10 protein-coding genes are annotated in these 15,983 nt (G+C 43.9%); 3 read left to right on the top strand and 7 right to left on the bottom strand.

Going from position 1 to position 15,983, the window contains the following annotated elements; translation table 11 throughout:
- Positions 1-18: 18 nt before the first annotated feature.
- Both MKX34_RS11225 and MKX34_RS11220 read right to left on the bottom strand, forming a co-directional pair.
- Positions 19-2,400 (bottom strand): alpha-L-arabinofuranosidase C-terminal domain-containing protein, encoded by a 2,382-nt coding sequence (locus MKX34_RS11225; protein ID WP_076296308.1) that lies wholly within the window; start codon positions 2,398-2,400, stop codon positions 19-21.
- Between the two features lie 172 nt (positions 2,401-2,572).
- The gene (locus tag MKX34_RS11220; protein WP_076296307.1) at positions 2,573-5,239 is read right to left on the bottom strand and encodes a family 78 glycoside hydrolase catalytic domain; all 2,667 of its coding nucleotides are present in this window, start codon (positions 5,237-5,239) and stop codon (positions 2,573-2,575) included.
- 137 nt (positions 5,240-5,376) lie between these two features.
- Between MKX34_RS11220 and MKX34_RS11215 the strand changes: the two genes are divergently transcribed.
- Positions 5,377-6,246 carry an AraC family transcriptional regulator gene (locus MKX34_RS11215; protein WP_076100777.1) on the top strand — a complete coding sequence of 290 codons (870 nt, stop codon included), beginning with the start codon at positions 5,377-5,379 and terminating at the stop codon, positions 6,244-6,246.
- 47 nt (positions 6,247-6,293) lie between these two features.
- On the opposite strand, the gene MKX34_RS11210 is transcribed toward MKX34_RS11215, so the two are convergent.
- Both MKX34_RS11210 and MKX34_RS11205 read right to left on the bottom strand, forming a co-directional pair.
- Positions 6,294-7,199, bottom strand: a complete 906-nt coding sequence (locus MKX34_RS11210) for a hypothetical protein (RefSeq protein WP_036689727.1) — start codon at positions 7,197-7,199, stop codon at positions 6,294-6,296.
- 167 nt (positions 7,200-7,366) lie between these two features.
- The gene (locus MKX34_RS11205) at positions 7,367-8,191 is read right to left on the bottom strand and encodes an AraC family transcriptional regulator (protein ID WP_036689725.1); all 825 of its coding nucleotides are present in this window, start codon (positions 8,189-8,191) and stop codon (positions 7,367-7,369) included.
- 121 nt (positions 8,192-8,312) lie between these two features.
- Between MKX34_RS11205 and MKX34_RS11200 the strand changes: the two genes are divergently transcribed.
- Positions 8,313-11,423 carry a glycoside hydrolase family 2 TIM barrel-domain containing protein gene (locus tag MKX34_RS11200; RefSeq protein WP_076100779.1) on the top strand — a complete coding sequence of 1,037 codons (3,111 nt, stop codon included), beginning with the start codon at positions 8,313-8,315 and terminating at the stop codon, positions 11,421-11,423.
- 66 nt (positions 11,424-11,489) lie between these two features.
- Here MKX34_RS11200 and MKX34_RS11195 read toward each other — a convergent pair whose 3' ends face one another.
- A complete protein-coding gene (locus tag MKX34_RS11195) occupies positions 11,490-12,320 on the bottom strand; it encodes an AraC family transcriptional regulator (protein ID WP_038569983.1) in 831 nt (276 codons plus the stop codon).
- Positions 12,321-12,440: 120 nt separating this feature from the next.
- Here MKX34_RS11195 and MKX34_RS11190 point away from each other — a divergent pair, with 120 nt between their 5' ends.
- Positions 12,441-13,901, top strand: coding sequence for an alpha-L-fucosidase (locus tag MKX34_RS11190; protein WP_076105373.1), 1,461 nt, complete (start codon positions 12,441-12,443; stop codon positions 13,899-13,901).
- Between the two features lie 93 nt (positions 13,902-13,994).
- Here the strand turns inward: MKX34_RS11190 and MKX34_RS11185 are convergent, their stop codons facing one another.
- Together MKX34_RS11185 and MKX34_RS11180 are read right to left on the bottom strand one after the other, a co-directional pair.
- Positions 13,995-15,200: a mannitol-1-phosphate 5-dehydrogenase gene (locus tag MKX34_RS11185; RefSeq protein ID WP_076105372.1), complete on the bottom strand. Its 1,206-nt coding sequence runs from the start codon at positions 15,198-15,200 to the stop codon at positions 13,995-13,997.
- A 42-nt stretch (positions 15,201-15,242) separates the two neighbouring features.
- Positions 15,243-15,905 carry an HAD family hydrolase gene (locus MKX34_RS11180; protein ID WP_036689719.1) on the bottom strand — a complete coding sequence of 221 codons (663 nt, stop codon included), beginning with the start codon at positions 15,903-15,905 and terminating at the stop codon, positions 15,243-15,245.
- Positions 15,906-15,983 lie beyond the last annotated feature (78 nt).

The raw sequence follows: 15,983 nt of genomic DNA, 5'->3' as shown, positions 1-15,983 counted from the left end.
TTCATGGGGGCGTCTTCGTTATTTTATTCTGAAAATTGTCACGGATTGCTTCGGAAATTCATAAGTAAAGCTGCTTCCTTCTGTCTTAAAGCTGGTTTGTTTCGGAGAGACCCGCTGCTTATTCTCAAAGTTATTTTCGTCCTCAAGCTGGTATCCCGACATTTCATAGACTTCGATGGTCAGTGCTTCTTTTACCAAAGATTCCAGTACAACCTTTGCAGAAACACTGTTCTCTTGTACATTTACTGTCTTGAGGATAATATCCCCCGTTAAATCTTCCACACTTGCCGTGTAATACAGCGGTTCAATGACCGGAAGTTTATCTTCTGTCTCATTCACCAGTTCTCCGTTAATAAAAGTACGGATATGTCTGCCCACTACTTCTAACTTAAGATCGTATTCTACATCTGTTTCAACCGTAAACATAGCATGCGTCAGAACAGAATTTCTTCCGTTGATAATTGAGGCCACAATCGAATCCTGATTCTGCCAGCCACCCAGCTCCCAGTACAAATGATTCTGATCATCCGCTTTACCAAAATAGAAGATAAACCCTTTATTTCCTGCGGTTCGTGTAGCCTTAAAATGTAAAGTATAGTTTTCCCACTCTGTCTCACCAAGCTCTTGTGTCCGTTTAGCCGTTCTATTCTGAGCAGGGTCAGGCAGATTTGAGACTTCCTCTGATAAGTCAGAGTACGTCTTCACTTCTCCCGTAAGATTGTTGACTAATGTGATCTCGGAGAAACGAGCAGCAGAGGCATCCACACCGAAACTGACGGCTCCAGTGATCGCTTCCTTTCTGCTTTCCTTCGGTGCCGTGAAGCCATCTGCTTCCATCTTCAGCAAATGATCTCCCTGATGGTTCATGAATAGCTTTTGCACATAATAGTTTGCCGTGCCGTACACTTCATGATTATTGAACCAGATCAGGTCCGGCTTCCAGTTGATATAATCCACATTACAGAGCATTGGAGCATAACAAGCTAAGCCAACGGCATGGGCATTATTTTGCAGACCTGTCATAAATGCTGCTTCCACCAATGCATTGTAATAGGTATTGCCCCATGAAGCATATTCACCGAGGAATACCTTTGGCTCATCCGCTTTGAAGTCATCATAACGATGATGATTAGCCAGGAACCATTCAGGTGTACAGTAATAATGCTCGTCTACGAGGTCAGACTTATTCTCTTTTGCCGACGTCCAGCCCCGTTCATATTCCTGACCGGCAGAGAACGGGCCACTAGAATTAATGACCTTGATTTCCGGATATTTTGCTTTGATGGCTTGATGAAAGTAAGGATATCTCTCGAAAAAGGGTGTACCTACCTCTTCGTTCCCAATGCCGACATACTCCAGCCCAAAAGGCTCGGGGTGACCCAGTTCTGCACGAATGCCTCCCCACTTCGTGGAAGAATCCCCCTTGGCGAATTCAATTAAATCCAAAGCATCCTCAATCCAAGGCGTTAATTCATCCAGCGGGACCATCCGTTTATGATGCGGGTCATAGCCGCCCGGAAGAACGGGGATCGGCTTAGCTCCAATATCCTCACAGAACTGAAAATATTCATAATAACCTAACCCAAGCGTCTGATTATATGACCAGTTATTGCGTCTTGCCGGTCTTTGTGCAACATCCCCAATCGTATTCTTCCATCTGTACATGGAGTCTCTGTCATCTGGATCCAAGGAACCGTCATGCACCAGACATCCTCCTGGGAACCGCATAAATTTAGGTTTTAAATCAGCGAGCAGCAGCGAAATATCTTCACGCATGCCTCCGGGTCTATTCTTAAAGGTCTTCTCAGGAAACAGGGAAACCATATCCAGATATACCTTCCCGCTACCTTTGGTAACGATTACAAGACGACTGCTTGTGTCAGTGCTATTAGCTGTGATAACGGCTTCATATCGGTTCCATTCCGAGCTGCTAACGGCTATTTCCACTTCACCAAGAATGGTGCCGTCTGTGCTTTCGATGTTTACGGTAAGCGGCACATCAAAGCTTGTCTCCCGGCGGGCATACACCGAGAAGTTATAATTCTCGCCTTCTTTTACCGGAATACCACTGTTAAAGCCTAGATTCATCAGGCCAACGCCGTCACCTTCAGCCACAATATCGATGGCAACATAATGTTGGTTACGATCATTTAAGGGCTTGCTGTCTTCTACAGAGATATTCACCTTTCCATCTCCACGTTCTACAGGCTCCCAAGCCATCAGCGCATGATAATCTGCCCGGTCAATCGGGTCGAATTCAAAAGATCGGTTCTGAACTAGCTCAGCGTAAAGCCCACCATCGGCCGCATGATTCAAATCCTCGAAGAAAATACCGAATAGATCGCCTAACTCCGCCCCCCGCTGCTGCGTATGTATCGTCAATTTTCCTTCTGTCTTCATTCTTTTGTCTTCCTCCTTGTGAATTCCAATTTGATTTATATTTATATTACTTAGTTCATATCAATATAAATCATTATAATAACTCCTCTCTACATTCGTCAATTCGAAAACGAAAAACTGACACCGAATACCCCTCGATGTCAGTTCACACTAGGAAGCCCCCTAGTATAGGTTATAAAGAATACGTAAATTGATAGCTGCCCGAACCTATTTCGAGTCTCACTCCGTTATCGACCAAGCTGATGCTGTGCACGCCTCTGGACTGCTTCACAGGGACTCCATTTTCTAATAACCCTAGTTGATTGGCTCCAGGCAGAACGACAATACCGTTGGTATTGGCAGGAATCGTAACGTGGATCACCATTCCATTATCCTCTGATCGCCGCCACGCTGACTCCACTTTTCCGTACATGGTTTCAAGACTAGCTTCTGCATAATCCAGACCGGGGCCTGGCTGTGGCTTGATATGAACGATTTTGAAGCCAGGCTCCAACTCATCTGTTCCAATTCCTGCAACGTAACGATACAACCATTCACCTATTGCGCCATAGGCGTAATGATTGAAAGAATTCATATCTGCACTCCAGAAGCTGCCGTCCTCCTTGATCCCATCCCAATGCTCCCAAATCGTCGTCGCACCTTTCGTCACCTGATACAGCCAGGATGGATAATCCTTTTGAAAAAGAAGCTTATACGCGAGTTCGTTATTTCCAATCTCGCTGAGCACAGGATTCAGATAAGGTGTGCCCACGAATCCAGTAGTCAGATGATCCTTAGCTTCAGCAAGCAGCTCAGTGAGCTTCTGAATTGCACGTTCTTTGGCGACCCCTTCTACAAGATCGAAACGTAAGGCTAATATCTGTGCAGTCTGTGTAGAGACGGATAACCTGCCCGCAGGTGTTATGAACTCATCACTGAATGCTTTTATAATTTTGGCGTGCAGCTCACTATAATAGTCCACGTCCTCCGATTTTTCTAAGGCTATTGCCGCTTTCAAAGTCAGAGAAACAGAATAGGCATAAAAAGCGGTGGCGACATAATCCCGATCTGTAGCCCCTACATAGCTGTCTGGCTTGGAATCAAGCGCTAGCCAATCGCCGAAATGAAACCCAGTATTCCATAGATAAGGATTGCTTCCCTGTGCATAAATATAAGAAATCCATTGCTTCATGCTCTCGTATTGCTCTGCAAGCAGCCTTTTGTCGCCATACATTTCATAGATTGTCCATGGACAGATCGTAGCTGCATCTCCCCAGGCCGCAGAAGAATGGTTAGTATCTCCGTCGCCAGGAGGAGCTGCTCTCAGCTCTGGAATAAAAAACGGAATGCCGCCCTCAGGGGTTTGGTCTGCCTTCAAATCTCGCAGCCATTTCGTAAAGAATGGTGCCGTATTCATCAAATAAGAGGCTGTGCGGACAAACATCTGAGCATCCCCCGTCCAGCCGAGCCGTTCATCACGCTGTGGACAATCAGTGGGCACATCGAGGAAATTCCCTTTTTGCCCCCACAGGATATTGTGATGCAGTTGATTCACAAGTGGATCTGAGCACTGAAAATCACCCGTACGTTCCATATTGGAGTGCATCACAATTCCTGTGAAATCCTCTAGTTGAAGATCTGCTGAGAACCCACTAAGCTTCACATACCGAAAACCTTGGAAAGTGAAGTGTGGTTCATACGTCTCTTGCTCTCCACCTTTCAGAGTATAGCGGATGCACTGTTTCGCTTTACGCATATTCTCCGTGTAGAAATTTCCGTCCCGGTCTAATATTTCAGCATGCTGAAGTTCTACCGCCTGACCAGATTGACCTTTCACATTAAATTTTAACCACCCTACCATGTTCTGGCCCATGTCCAGCACTCTATCTCCCTGCGGGGTAGTCAGCAGTGCAATCGGCTTCAAGGTTTCAACTTGTGTCACTGGCACATTTTCCTGGGCAACGATAATCGCTTTGGAATAGTTAATAATCTCCACTGGATGCCAACCTTCTGATGAAGGATCGGTGATATCCAGCTCCAGCCGAGCATCATAGGTTTCACCATTATAAATTTCAGACATCATAATTGCGCTTTTTGCAGCCTGCCAATTCTGATCTGAGCTAATAAGCTCATTTGAACCGTCTGCGTACCGGATATGAAGCTCCAGCAGAAGTGAAGTCTTTGATCCATAAATCTCCTTTTGATTATCCCAGCCCAAATACCCTCTGTACCAGCCATTGCCTAACAGTGCGCCTAACGCATTCGCACCTTCATGCAGAAGCTTTGTGACATCATAAGTTTGATATTGCAGCCGTTTACTGTAACTGGTCCAGCCTGGAGTAAAATAATGATCTCCCACCCGACTTCCGTTCAGCTGCAGTTCATACAAGCCCAAAGCAGTAACATAAATCCTTGCACTTTCCACTGGACCTTTTACATCCACGAATGTACGAAGCTGTGGGCAAATCTCAGAATCTTGTGAAAAAGAGGCTGTAGGAGCGCTGATCCACTCCGCCTGCCAATTCCCTGCATCTAATATTCCGGTTTCAAAAAATGCAACCTCAGACCAACCCGAGTCTGTTGCATTCTGATTCCATGCCCGAACCCGATAATAATAACGCGTGCGAGCTTCCAGCAGCAGACCTTCAAGCTCAACATGGATCGATTGAGAAGACTTTACTTCCTCTGTATCCCATAGCTTGCCTTGAAAAAGCATATTCTCAGCCACTTGAATTTGATAAGCAGACTGCATGCAGTCCCTGTCATCTGAAACTAACTGCCAACTGATTCTGGGTCTGATCACATCAATTCCTAGCGGATTTTCTTTGTACTCACAACGAAGCTTAGTGATTGCGAACATATAGATAAAAACCTCCCTCTATAGCTACAAATTAGTCTTTGCCCTATAATTATAGCTGCGTTACCGCTTTCATCACCCGGTAAAAAGGACATCATATCCCTGCAATCATGCCATAAATCTGGAAAGGGGAATTCAATATGCAACGAACCACCGAATTGTTCAAAAGTGAAGTCTTTTTTCAAAACGATCTGCATCTGCTGGTTAACCGCTATTCAGAGAACTTCCATGCCCCTTTTCATGCACATGAATTTATTGAGTATTGCTATGTAGCTGAAGGAAGAGGTTTTCATCACCTTGAAAATGAGATCTTTCCCGTTAGAAAAGGAATGCTGTTCGTGATTCCTGTAGGTGCTCCCCATGTGTTCCGTCCAGCATCTTCTGATACTTTAGGGAATCGCCTGATCGTCTATAATTGCCTTTTTGATATGCAAATGGTGGAGCAATTAAATATCGTCCTTCAAGAGCCATCTATCCGGGAGCACCTAGCCACTCTTGGGAGTAGCAGCTCATCTTACTTTTCCGTCTCAGATCGAGATGGCTCTATCGAGCGCTTAATGCTGAATTTATATCATGAAATGTCGGTATCCGGTATGGGCTCCAAAACAATGCTTTACACCCTGCTGAGTCAATTAATCATAGCAGTGTACAGGCAAAAATACGGAGAAGATGACAAATCTACGATGGATATGGCAGACTTCACGCAAGTCATTCAATACCTAGAGCATAATCTGTCAGAGAAGATTACACTTGCCGAATTAGCCCGTATTTCACAGTGGAGCAGCAGGCATCTTCAGCGTATGTTCCACAAGCATACTGGCCAGTCCTTTGGGACCTACTTGAAGAATCTGCGAATGCATAAAAGCTGTGAATTGCTGCGTACTTCTGGACATAAAATTAATACGATTGCCGAGCTAGTTGGTTACCGTGACATCGACTCCTTTAACGCTGTATTCAAAAAAATAGTCGGCCAGACACCCATCGCGTACCGCAAGCTCTACAGATCATAAAAAAGCCGATGTCGTATGAACATCCATACAACATCGGCCCTATTAATTTATTGATTAGTGATCTGTTTAAGTAAAAACTCAACAAAATCAGTTGATTTAGTCTTACTGTCATCTTGCCCTAACGTTCCGATGATCATCTGGTTAGAATGGATAGGGAGTTCTGTAGCAAAATCCGTATCTGTGATATCTATGCCAGTAATCAGCTCTTGACCACTCTCCGGGTTAGTCATACGTTTCAAACGGTTATCGTCCAGAGGAAGTCCTGCGGATTTAATAAACGACTCCAGATTTTGCAGTCCCGACTGCTGGCCAATCCATTCAAAAGTAGCATCATCCATAATCAGGATATCCGGATGGTCGGCTGCCAGCATCGCCATAGCCCGCTGCATATAGCTCATATCCAAGACTCCACCGTCCGTCCCACCTGTTGAGGGTAGATAAACGATTTCTGCCTCCACTCTCTTCCAGGTCGGGTAACGTTTGATAATCTCTTGTTTTAGCTCTTCATTCTTACCTGACGAGTCCTGAGATTCATAGTTGCCTAGGAACATGATTCGAACATCTACCGGTGGGAGCGTAGCTTCATATTTTCTTTCCTGCCACTGATCATAGAGCGCTTTCCCCCCAAAGATAACTACCAGCAGCACGATAATAGAAATAATAGTGTGCGTTTTGTAGAGCCGAAAGAAATTCTCCGATTTACGTGCTACGCCGGACATGGCTCCCCACTTCTCCAGGCGCTTGTCCTCCGCTTCCTGAATCTCCTTCTGATCCAAGCCATCTAGGATGGTTTTGTAAGCGCGGAATTCCTCTTCATAAGCTGCGACCTCATCTTCAGTCGAATTCGATCGACGGCGTTTCAAATGAATATCTAACCTTTTGTTCAATTCCTCCCGGGTAACGTCTTCAGGCAAGTTCAAACGCTCATAGGCTTGCTTTAGCTTCTCATTCAAAATGATGTCTCCTTCCTGATGCTTTTCGTCATTTCAGATCGTTAATTTGGTTCTATGTATTGAATTCTTGTGGCAGTAAAAGTATGGGCTAAGCAGTAAAAAAAACATCGCAGGAACTCAAGTAAACTATATCATGTTGTGCTAGACGGTAACAAGTAAGCGTTTATCTAATCCAAACCATGCAGCTGCTTAAATTGCTCAGGACTCATCCCTGTCAATCTTTTAAACACCAAACAAAAGTAACTAGCATTATCAAAGCCCACTAGCTGGGCAATTTCATACATTTTTTTATCGCGTCCATTAAACATAAGCTGTTTACTCAAATTGATACGTTGCTTATTGATATAGGTTACAGGTCGATCATGAATTGTTTTTTGAAAAAGCCTGCATAAATACTGTGGCGATACAGAAATAATCTCCGCCAGCTCCTTTAAAGGAAGCGTCCTATGCAGATTGCTCTCTATATAACGCAGCACCGGTTTGATTCGCTCCAATTCATGTGCCTCATTCAGAGGCGATACTAGCTTTCTTTTTAAATCCAGAAGCAATGCGTAAAGATGTTTTGATCGTGCTAAATTGGTTTCCAGCTCATTGCTATCTGGCAGCATAAGGATTTGCTTTAGAGGATTGAGCCATTGATCTTCTTTTAATCTAGCAGGACCAGACTCGCGGATGCCCGCATAGAGCAGCATTTGACCAACCTCTCTGCCATTGAACGAGACCCATGATACCTTCCACTCCTTCCCACTGATAGGGGCATACGAATGAGGAATATCCGGGAACAAAAAGAACACATCACCTGGCCCCACGAGATATCGGCTCTCATGAATGATAAGCTCACCCTTACCTTCGTGAATCTGATGTATTTGATAGTCTGGAAAGCCTGCAGGACGTATAGTTTCTGGCTGATGCTCCCAAAATCCAAGGGTTGTAGCATAAAGCGGCAGCATGCTTACATCTTCTGTTTGGCAAAAAATAATTTTGCTCTCCATAAAAAAGTCCTCGTTTCATATTTTGTTATCTGGGACTAAAATTCTTTTATTTATCCTAACATTACTTCAACTTATAATATGAATATAATAACATTACAATGATTATAAAGGAGATCAACTCATGCGAGCAAAGTTTGTCTACCAGCCACCTGCTAACGGTTATCCGGAATGGAATAACAACCCAGAGACTTTTGAATTGAATCGATTGGATGCACATGCCTCCATGATCCCTTACCGTAGTTTATCCCAAGCGCTAACTAACGATAAAGAAACCTCACCTTTCTACCAAACCCTCAATGGGCTTTGGAAATTCGCTTTTTCCGAAACACCGGATCAACGAATTGTGGATTTCTATAAAGCCGATTTCGATTGCAGTAATTGGGATACAATTCCTGTACCGTCCCACTGGCAGTTCCAAGGTTACGACTATCCACAATATACAAATCTCCGATATCCTTGGGCGGAATCCGAGCCAGAGCTTAAAGCCCCCTTTGCCCCAACAAAATATAATCCAGTAGGCTCTTATCTGCGAACCTTTACTGTACCTGAGTCTTGGAACGGTCAACCGGTGTACCTAAGCTTTCAGGGTGTTGAATCCGCTTTCTATGTCTGGGTAAACGGTGCACTTGTCGGGTACTGTGAAGATACATTTACTCCATCAGAGTTCGATATCACCCCATATTTAGTTGCAGGGGACAACAAACTAGCTGTCGAGGTTTATCGTTGGTGTGATGCCAGCTGGCTAGAGGATCAGGATTTCTGGCGCCTTAGCGGTATTTTTCGGGAAGTCTATCTTTATTCGGCGCCTTCCGTTCATATTGCTGATTACTTCGTCCACACCGACCTGGATGAAAACTTCGTACATGCGGATTTAAATGTAGATATCAAGGTGGAAAATTACTTTAACGAGCAAAGCCCATATACACTGCAAATGCAGCTTTACAATAAAGAGGGCCAGCCTGTTTGGGAGACTCCTATCTCCACTACTGGTTCCTTTGAGCAAGAAGGCGTCCAGCAACTCAAGCTTTCTGCCCCGGTTGAGCAGCCATTTAAATGGAGTGCTGAAACCCCTTATCTTTATACCTTAGTCCTGTCTATAAATGACGACAACGGGCATACACAAGAAACGGTCAGCTGTAAGGTTGGATTCCGCAAGTTTGAGATTAGAGACGGACTTATGAAGATCAACGGCAAAAGAATCGTGCTTAAGGGCGTCAATCGCCACGAGTTCTCTTGTGACACAGGTCGTGCTTTAGCCAAAGAAGATATGCTGCGCGACATCCAATTAATGAAAACACATAATATTAATGCCGTTCGAACCTCCCATTACCCGAATCAGTCTGTCTGGTACGAGTTATGTGATGAATACGGATTATATGTAATTGACGAAACCAATCTGGAAACGCACGGCACTTGGGCATACAGCCAAGAAGGATTGAATGACGGGAATGTTCCTGGAAGCAAACCGGAATGGCGGGCCAATGTCATTGACCGCTGCAACTCCATGATGCAAAGGGACAAAAACCACCCTTCTGTCATCATTTGGTCTCTCGGCAATGAATCTTTCGGAGGCGACAATTTTATCGCTATGCACGACTACCTGAGAGAAACCGATCCTTCGCGGCCAGTTCATTATGAGGGGATCTTTCACTGTAGAGAATCGGAAGCAGCAAGTGACATAGAATCTACTATGTACATTAAACCGCAGGATGTTGAAAAATATGCGCTTAATAATCCGAAGAAGCCTTATATCCTCTGCGAATACAGTCATGCCATGGGCAATTCATGCGGTGGGCTGCACTTATACTGTGACTTGTTCGACAAATATGACATTGTTCAAGGTGCATTCATTTGGGATTGGGTAGATCAAGCCATTCGGACCCACACCTCCGAGGGAATTGAATATCTCGCTTATGGCGGGGACTTTGGTGAATCGCCTCATGACGGCAATTTTAGTGGCAACGGATTGCTTTTTGCTGATCGTACGGTTACTCCTAAGCTCTTTGAGGTCAAAAAATGTTATCAGAATATTAAAGTAACGGCTGAAAATATTCTAGAAGGACTCTTCCAGATTCGCAATTCCTTCTTATTTACCAACTTAAAGGAATACGATCTCAAATGGGAAGTTCGTTTAGACGGAGTAACTGCGCAAGAAGGCTTACTGAAGATCTCATGTGCACCAGGTGAGAGCACTTCATGCAAAGTTCCTTACGAGCTGGATTCACTGCGTGGCAATCATGAGGCAGTTCTGAATCTTTCCTTTATTCAGCCTTCAGCAACTATATGGGTAGAAGCCAATCACGAAATCGCTTGGGAACAGTTCATTCTGTCACCTCGTTTCGTAACCAATACCTCAAAGAGGACCACAGAAACACTGCGTGTCAGCGAGCTTGAGAATGTTTTGAACGTACAAGGTGATAATTTCGAACTGAGCTTTAGTACCACTACGGGTGCTCTGAACTCTTATCGTTCCTCAGGCAAAGAACGTCTGCTAGAACCTGTAAGACCTAACTTCTGGAGAGCAGTCACAGATAATGATTGCGGTAATAAATTGCCACAGCGGTGTGCAGTATGGAAGCAGGCATCGCACAAACAACACTTAATCAGCTTTACATTTAGAACCGAAGGCTCTCTCTGTCTCGTCTCTGCCAGCTACCTTCTGGCTACAAGTCCGGATTCCACGCTTCGGGTTCAGTATGTGATTCGCGCTGACGGGACTTTAGAGATCACGCAAGAACTGAGTCCGGGCAGCAGCGTTCTGCCAGAAATCCCTGAGTTCGGAATGATGTTCGTTCTAGATGGAAGTCTTGATACCCTATCATGGTACGGCCGCGGGCCTCATGAGAATTATTGGGATAGACAAACAGGGGCACCACTCGGACGTTATACAGGCAAGGTCAGTGAACAATTCACGCCTTATCTCAAACCTCAGGAGTGCGGCAACAAGACAGATGTCAGATTTGCTTCAATTACAGAGAGCAAGGATGGATCAGGGCTCTATTTTGAAAGTGCAACGCCTATAGAGATTAATGCCCTGCCTTGGAAACCTGAGGAATTGGAAGCCCATGATCACGTCTATAAATTGCCAGTCTCGAACAAAAGCGTACTAAGAGTTAACTACAAGCAAATGGGTGTTGGCGGGGACGACAGCTGGGGCGCACCAACCCACGAAGAGTTCACTCTGCCGGCTAATCGCCCGTACATCTTCCGTTTCACTGTCTCACTGCTCTAATCTCTTCCACTTATAAAAAAGGCCGTCTCTGGTTGGTTTCTACCACACAGGACGGTCTTCTTTTATTTATTTCACTGCTACTGTTCCTTGTCTGAATTCCGAAGGGCTTAAACCCACATTTTTTTTGAACTGTTTGGAGAAATAATAGAGATCGCTAAAACCAAGATCATGGGCAATCTCACCGACAGAACTTTGCGTCCCCCTCAATAGCTCCTTGGCCTTAGTTATCTTTTTTCTGGTGATATACTGAATAGGTGGAACTCCGATTTGCTGTTTAAATAGCCGGATAAAATAGTTGGGATGCATGTACGCAATCTCGGCAAGCTCCTGTATGGTGATATTACGCTCGATATGGGCGTCTATGTACGTTAATATTTTCGTTAATTTTTCGATCGAGCTTAGATTCTTAAAAGTGATTTCGTCTACATCTATGTTCATAATAAAATAAGAAAATAACTCCATTAACTTACTTTTGGCTAATAAATGAGCATACACCGCATCAGATTTCATATGACTCGTTAGGCTGCTGAAAATCTCTTGGATTACATGAGGATCTACTTCTCTGCATACATGACTTAACTCTAACATTTTGAATAGATTAATGTCTCCGACTTTTGCGCTGAAATGGCACCAATACTTCTCAAAGGGTTGATCACTTATGCAAGAATAAGATTGCTTAACTCCCTCAGGCATCAAAAAAAGCTGACCAGGCTTCGGATAATATTCTCGATCCCCGATCTTTAACCAACCCTCCCCATCGCAAATAAAATAAAACTTGCTATAGTCAGGTGTATAGTCGAGATCTCTCCAGTCACGGCCACAAAGATTGTAATCAGCCATAAATAAATCAACCTTTAAATTGGATAAATAATTAGTAAGCAAAACATGGTTATCCATCCCTTACTCCGCCTTATCAGGTTAGTTTTGTACATCTAAAAGTTAATGTCCTACATTTTGATTCCCACATCCATTCACTACAATGAAGAAGAAATAAACGTTTGAAAGGATGATTGCAAAATGGTGGATAAAAGCAAATATTTAAAAGTAATCGAAGATACGATCGTAACTGGAAGATTCAAAGCCGATTGGGATTCACTAAGTCAATTTCAAGTGCCTACGTGGTATGAGAACGCTAAGTTTGGTATTTTCATTCATTGGGGTCTTTATTCTATTCCGGCTTTCGCCAATGAGTGGTATCCCCGAAATATGTATATCCAGGGTTCACGGGAATATGAACATCATCTTGCTACCTATGGCGAGCATAAAACCTTTGGCTATAAGGATTTCATCCCCTTGTTCAAGGCTGAGCATTTCAATGCTGAGGAATGGGCCAATCTCTTTAAATTATCTGGAGCCAAATACGTGATGCCTGTTGCAGAGCACCATGACGGCTTTCAAATGTATAAGAGCGCTTACTCCCACTATAACACATATGAGATGGGTCCCAAGCGGGATTTAGTCGGGGAAATGAAAGACGCTTTTGAGCAGCAGGGATTAGAGTTTTGTGTATCTTCCCATAGAGCTGAGCACTGGTTCTTCCTGTCTCATGGCAAGGAATTTGATTCCGATATCCATGAACCGCTTGTATGTGGAGATCTCTATTGGCCATCCATGCCCGAACCCGATCATCAGGATTTATTCGGCTCCCCACCCAATCAAGAATTTCTGGAGGATTGGTTGATTCGCTGCTGCGAGCTGGTAGACAATTATCAGCCGAAAATCTTTTACTTTGACTGGTGGATTCACACAGCCGCCTTCAAACCCTATCTCAAAAAGTTCGCTGCTTACTATTACAACAAGGGAGAGGAATGGGGAACTCCGGTTGCAATCAATTATAAGCATGATGCCTTCATGTTTGGCTCAGCGATCCCAGATATTGAGAGAGGTCATTTCTCCGAGCTTAAACCTTATTTCTGGCAAACGGATACAGCAGTAGCTAAAAATTCATGGTGTTTTACACCGGAAAATGATTATAAATCTGCCGTAGAAATTATCAGAGATTTAGTAGATATCGTAAGCAAAAACGGCAACTTGCTGCTGAATATAGGCCCTAAAGCGGACGGCAGCATTCCAGCTCAGGATCAGGAAATTCTGCTTGGCATCGGAGAATGGCTAAAGGTGAATGGTGAAGCAATCTATGATACGACCTACTGGCGCACCTTCGGGGAAGGCCCTACAGAGATCGTTGAAGGTCAGTTTACAGATGGGATCACGAAGATTTTCACCAATGAAGATATCCGCTTTACGGTAAAAGGCAGTTATCTTTACGCTACTGTTCTTGTCTATCCAAACAACGGTATAGTGCAAATCAAATCCCTTAAAGAAAACTCTGCTCACTTCCATGGGATGATTAAACAGATCAAAATCTTAGGTTTTGAGGAACAACCTGCATGGGAAAGAACCGATGAAGCCCTGATTATAAAAACAACCTCGGTTCGCAGTGAGACTCCGGTTGTTCTGCGGATTGAATTGGATTAGGGACACTTACAGAACTTCATAACCTATAAAAAGAGTGTTCTTGCCCATCCAGCAGAGAACACTCTTTTATAGTTTTATAACCATCAATTTATATTAAAAGTAGGGTCCCCTGACGTTTACTGTCTTCATTCTAGTCCTATGAGGATATCTCGCGCGTAATTTGTTGGACTCCAAAATAATGCGACCATGAAGCGGATGCTCCGTAGGGATTTTTAGTTGTGTAGCAATGACTTCACTTAGCCCGTGGTTTCGGATGTCCGCTTGAAGCTGTAAGGCTTCTGGATCTTTTTCATAATCAAAATAAAGTGCAGAAACAATAGCTGAGACTAAATGTGAGGTCTCAAAACCAAGTTCATGAGCAAGCATTGCCGGTTTTACGAGTCGATCATTAGGTGAAAGCTTGCGAAGCGGGGAGCGGGCGACACGTGTAATTTTATCGTTAAAGTTGGGGTTAGTGAATCGTTCCATCATCTTTTCTATATACCGGTCATGTTCTATGGGCTTGAAGCCATATAAATGCACCAATAAGGTCCCTGTTTCCTTAAGCACCCCGTGAACACGAGCTCTGATTTCGGGATCAGACATCGCTTCTTGAATGCTAGTATAACCTTCCAGGTATCCAAAATAGGCTGCACTGCAATGACCTGTATTCACAGTAAATAGCTTCCGTTCGAGGTATGGCGCCAGCGAATCTACATAATGGACGCCTTTAATTTCATTGTAGTTACCAATCATTCCACTGCGGGGAATAACCCACTCACTGAAGGGTTCAACGAGGATTTCAAGTGAATCTGTATTTTTCTGCATAGGTACAATCCGGTCAACCATCGCATTGGGAAAAGCGACATTGCGGTCAGCAAGCTCCTTGAAGGATTGCTTCATATATCGATAAACAGATTTTTTCAACTTCTGACTGCTTCCAATCCCATTCTCACAGGCGATGATATGAAGAGGGGTGAGATTTCTGTTGTTTTCAAGCCTTCGTTCGATGCCCTGCGCAATGGTCTCAGCAATATCTTGTAAAGCGGATATTCCGACTGCAGTTGTCACAATTTCAGCTTCTGCTATAGCTCTAGTAACGTCCTCAGTATCATTCAGATTGATCGCTGTAACATTATCAACGATAAAGCTGTCCCGGTTCTTGTTAGCTAGGGTGACAGGATATTGGCCACGTTTTTGCAATTGGGCAATTTTACTCTTATTTCTTCCGACGAAACAAACGTTGTAACCGGAGTCCGACAACATAGGCCCAATAAATCCTCTGCCAATATTGCCCGCTCCAAAGTGTACGGCTCTCAATTTGGTATCCCCCTTTAATTTGAACTCAGTTTCTCGGTTTCTCTATACGAAGCAACGTTGAGTAACTACATGATCAAATTCAAGAAGACTTAGATTATCAATTTTATGGTGCTGCTTATCGAATTCAAGAAAATTAGTAATTTCGTTAGGCGTCACAATGCAACGGATGCCAGCTGCTGCCGCTGCCTTAGATCCATTCGGTGAATCCTCGATAGCAACCGCCTCATCAGCTGTGATTCCAAGACAAGCTAACGTTTGGTTATATAGCTCCGGATCTGGTTTCACTTTTGCCACATGGTCGGCAGTCCGAACGCATTCGAAATACTCGCGAATACCCAATTGATTCAGATATTTTTCCACCCATTCCAGGGAAGAACTTGAGGCCAGCCCTATGCGCAGTCCAGCTGCTTTGGCGGAATCAAGATAATGCTGAATACCTGGTCGTATTGTTTCAAGCTCCATCAGTTTGCTGTGTCTCTGTTTAACAGCCTTACTGAACTCTTCTTTGTCAATCGCGAGCTTAAGATCAGTCATCAAATATTCATAAGGATTAAAACTGTTCAAGCTCGTGCCGATGCAGGTGGAATATTGTTCAAGCGTCAGGTCCACTCCATATTCTGCATAAGCCTCGTTAAATGCGGTGTACCAAGCAGTCTCCGTGTCGATAATCGTTCCGTCAAAATCAAAAATAATTCCTTTGATCACAATCAACCATCTCCCTCGTATTATGTTTGGTTAGAATATCTTACGCAAAACCTTCTGCATATTCTACAAAAAGCTATT

This window comes from Paenibacillus sp. FSL R5-0636 (assembly GCF_037974255.1).
Taxonomy (GTDB): domain Bacteria; phylum Bacillota; class Bacilli; order Paenibacillales; family Paenibacillaceae; genus Paenibacillus_AQ; species Paenibacillus_AQ odorifer.
The sequence above is the reverse complement of the archived record's forward strand: the minus strand, read 5'-3'. Positions and strand labels throughout refer to the sequence as shown.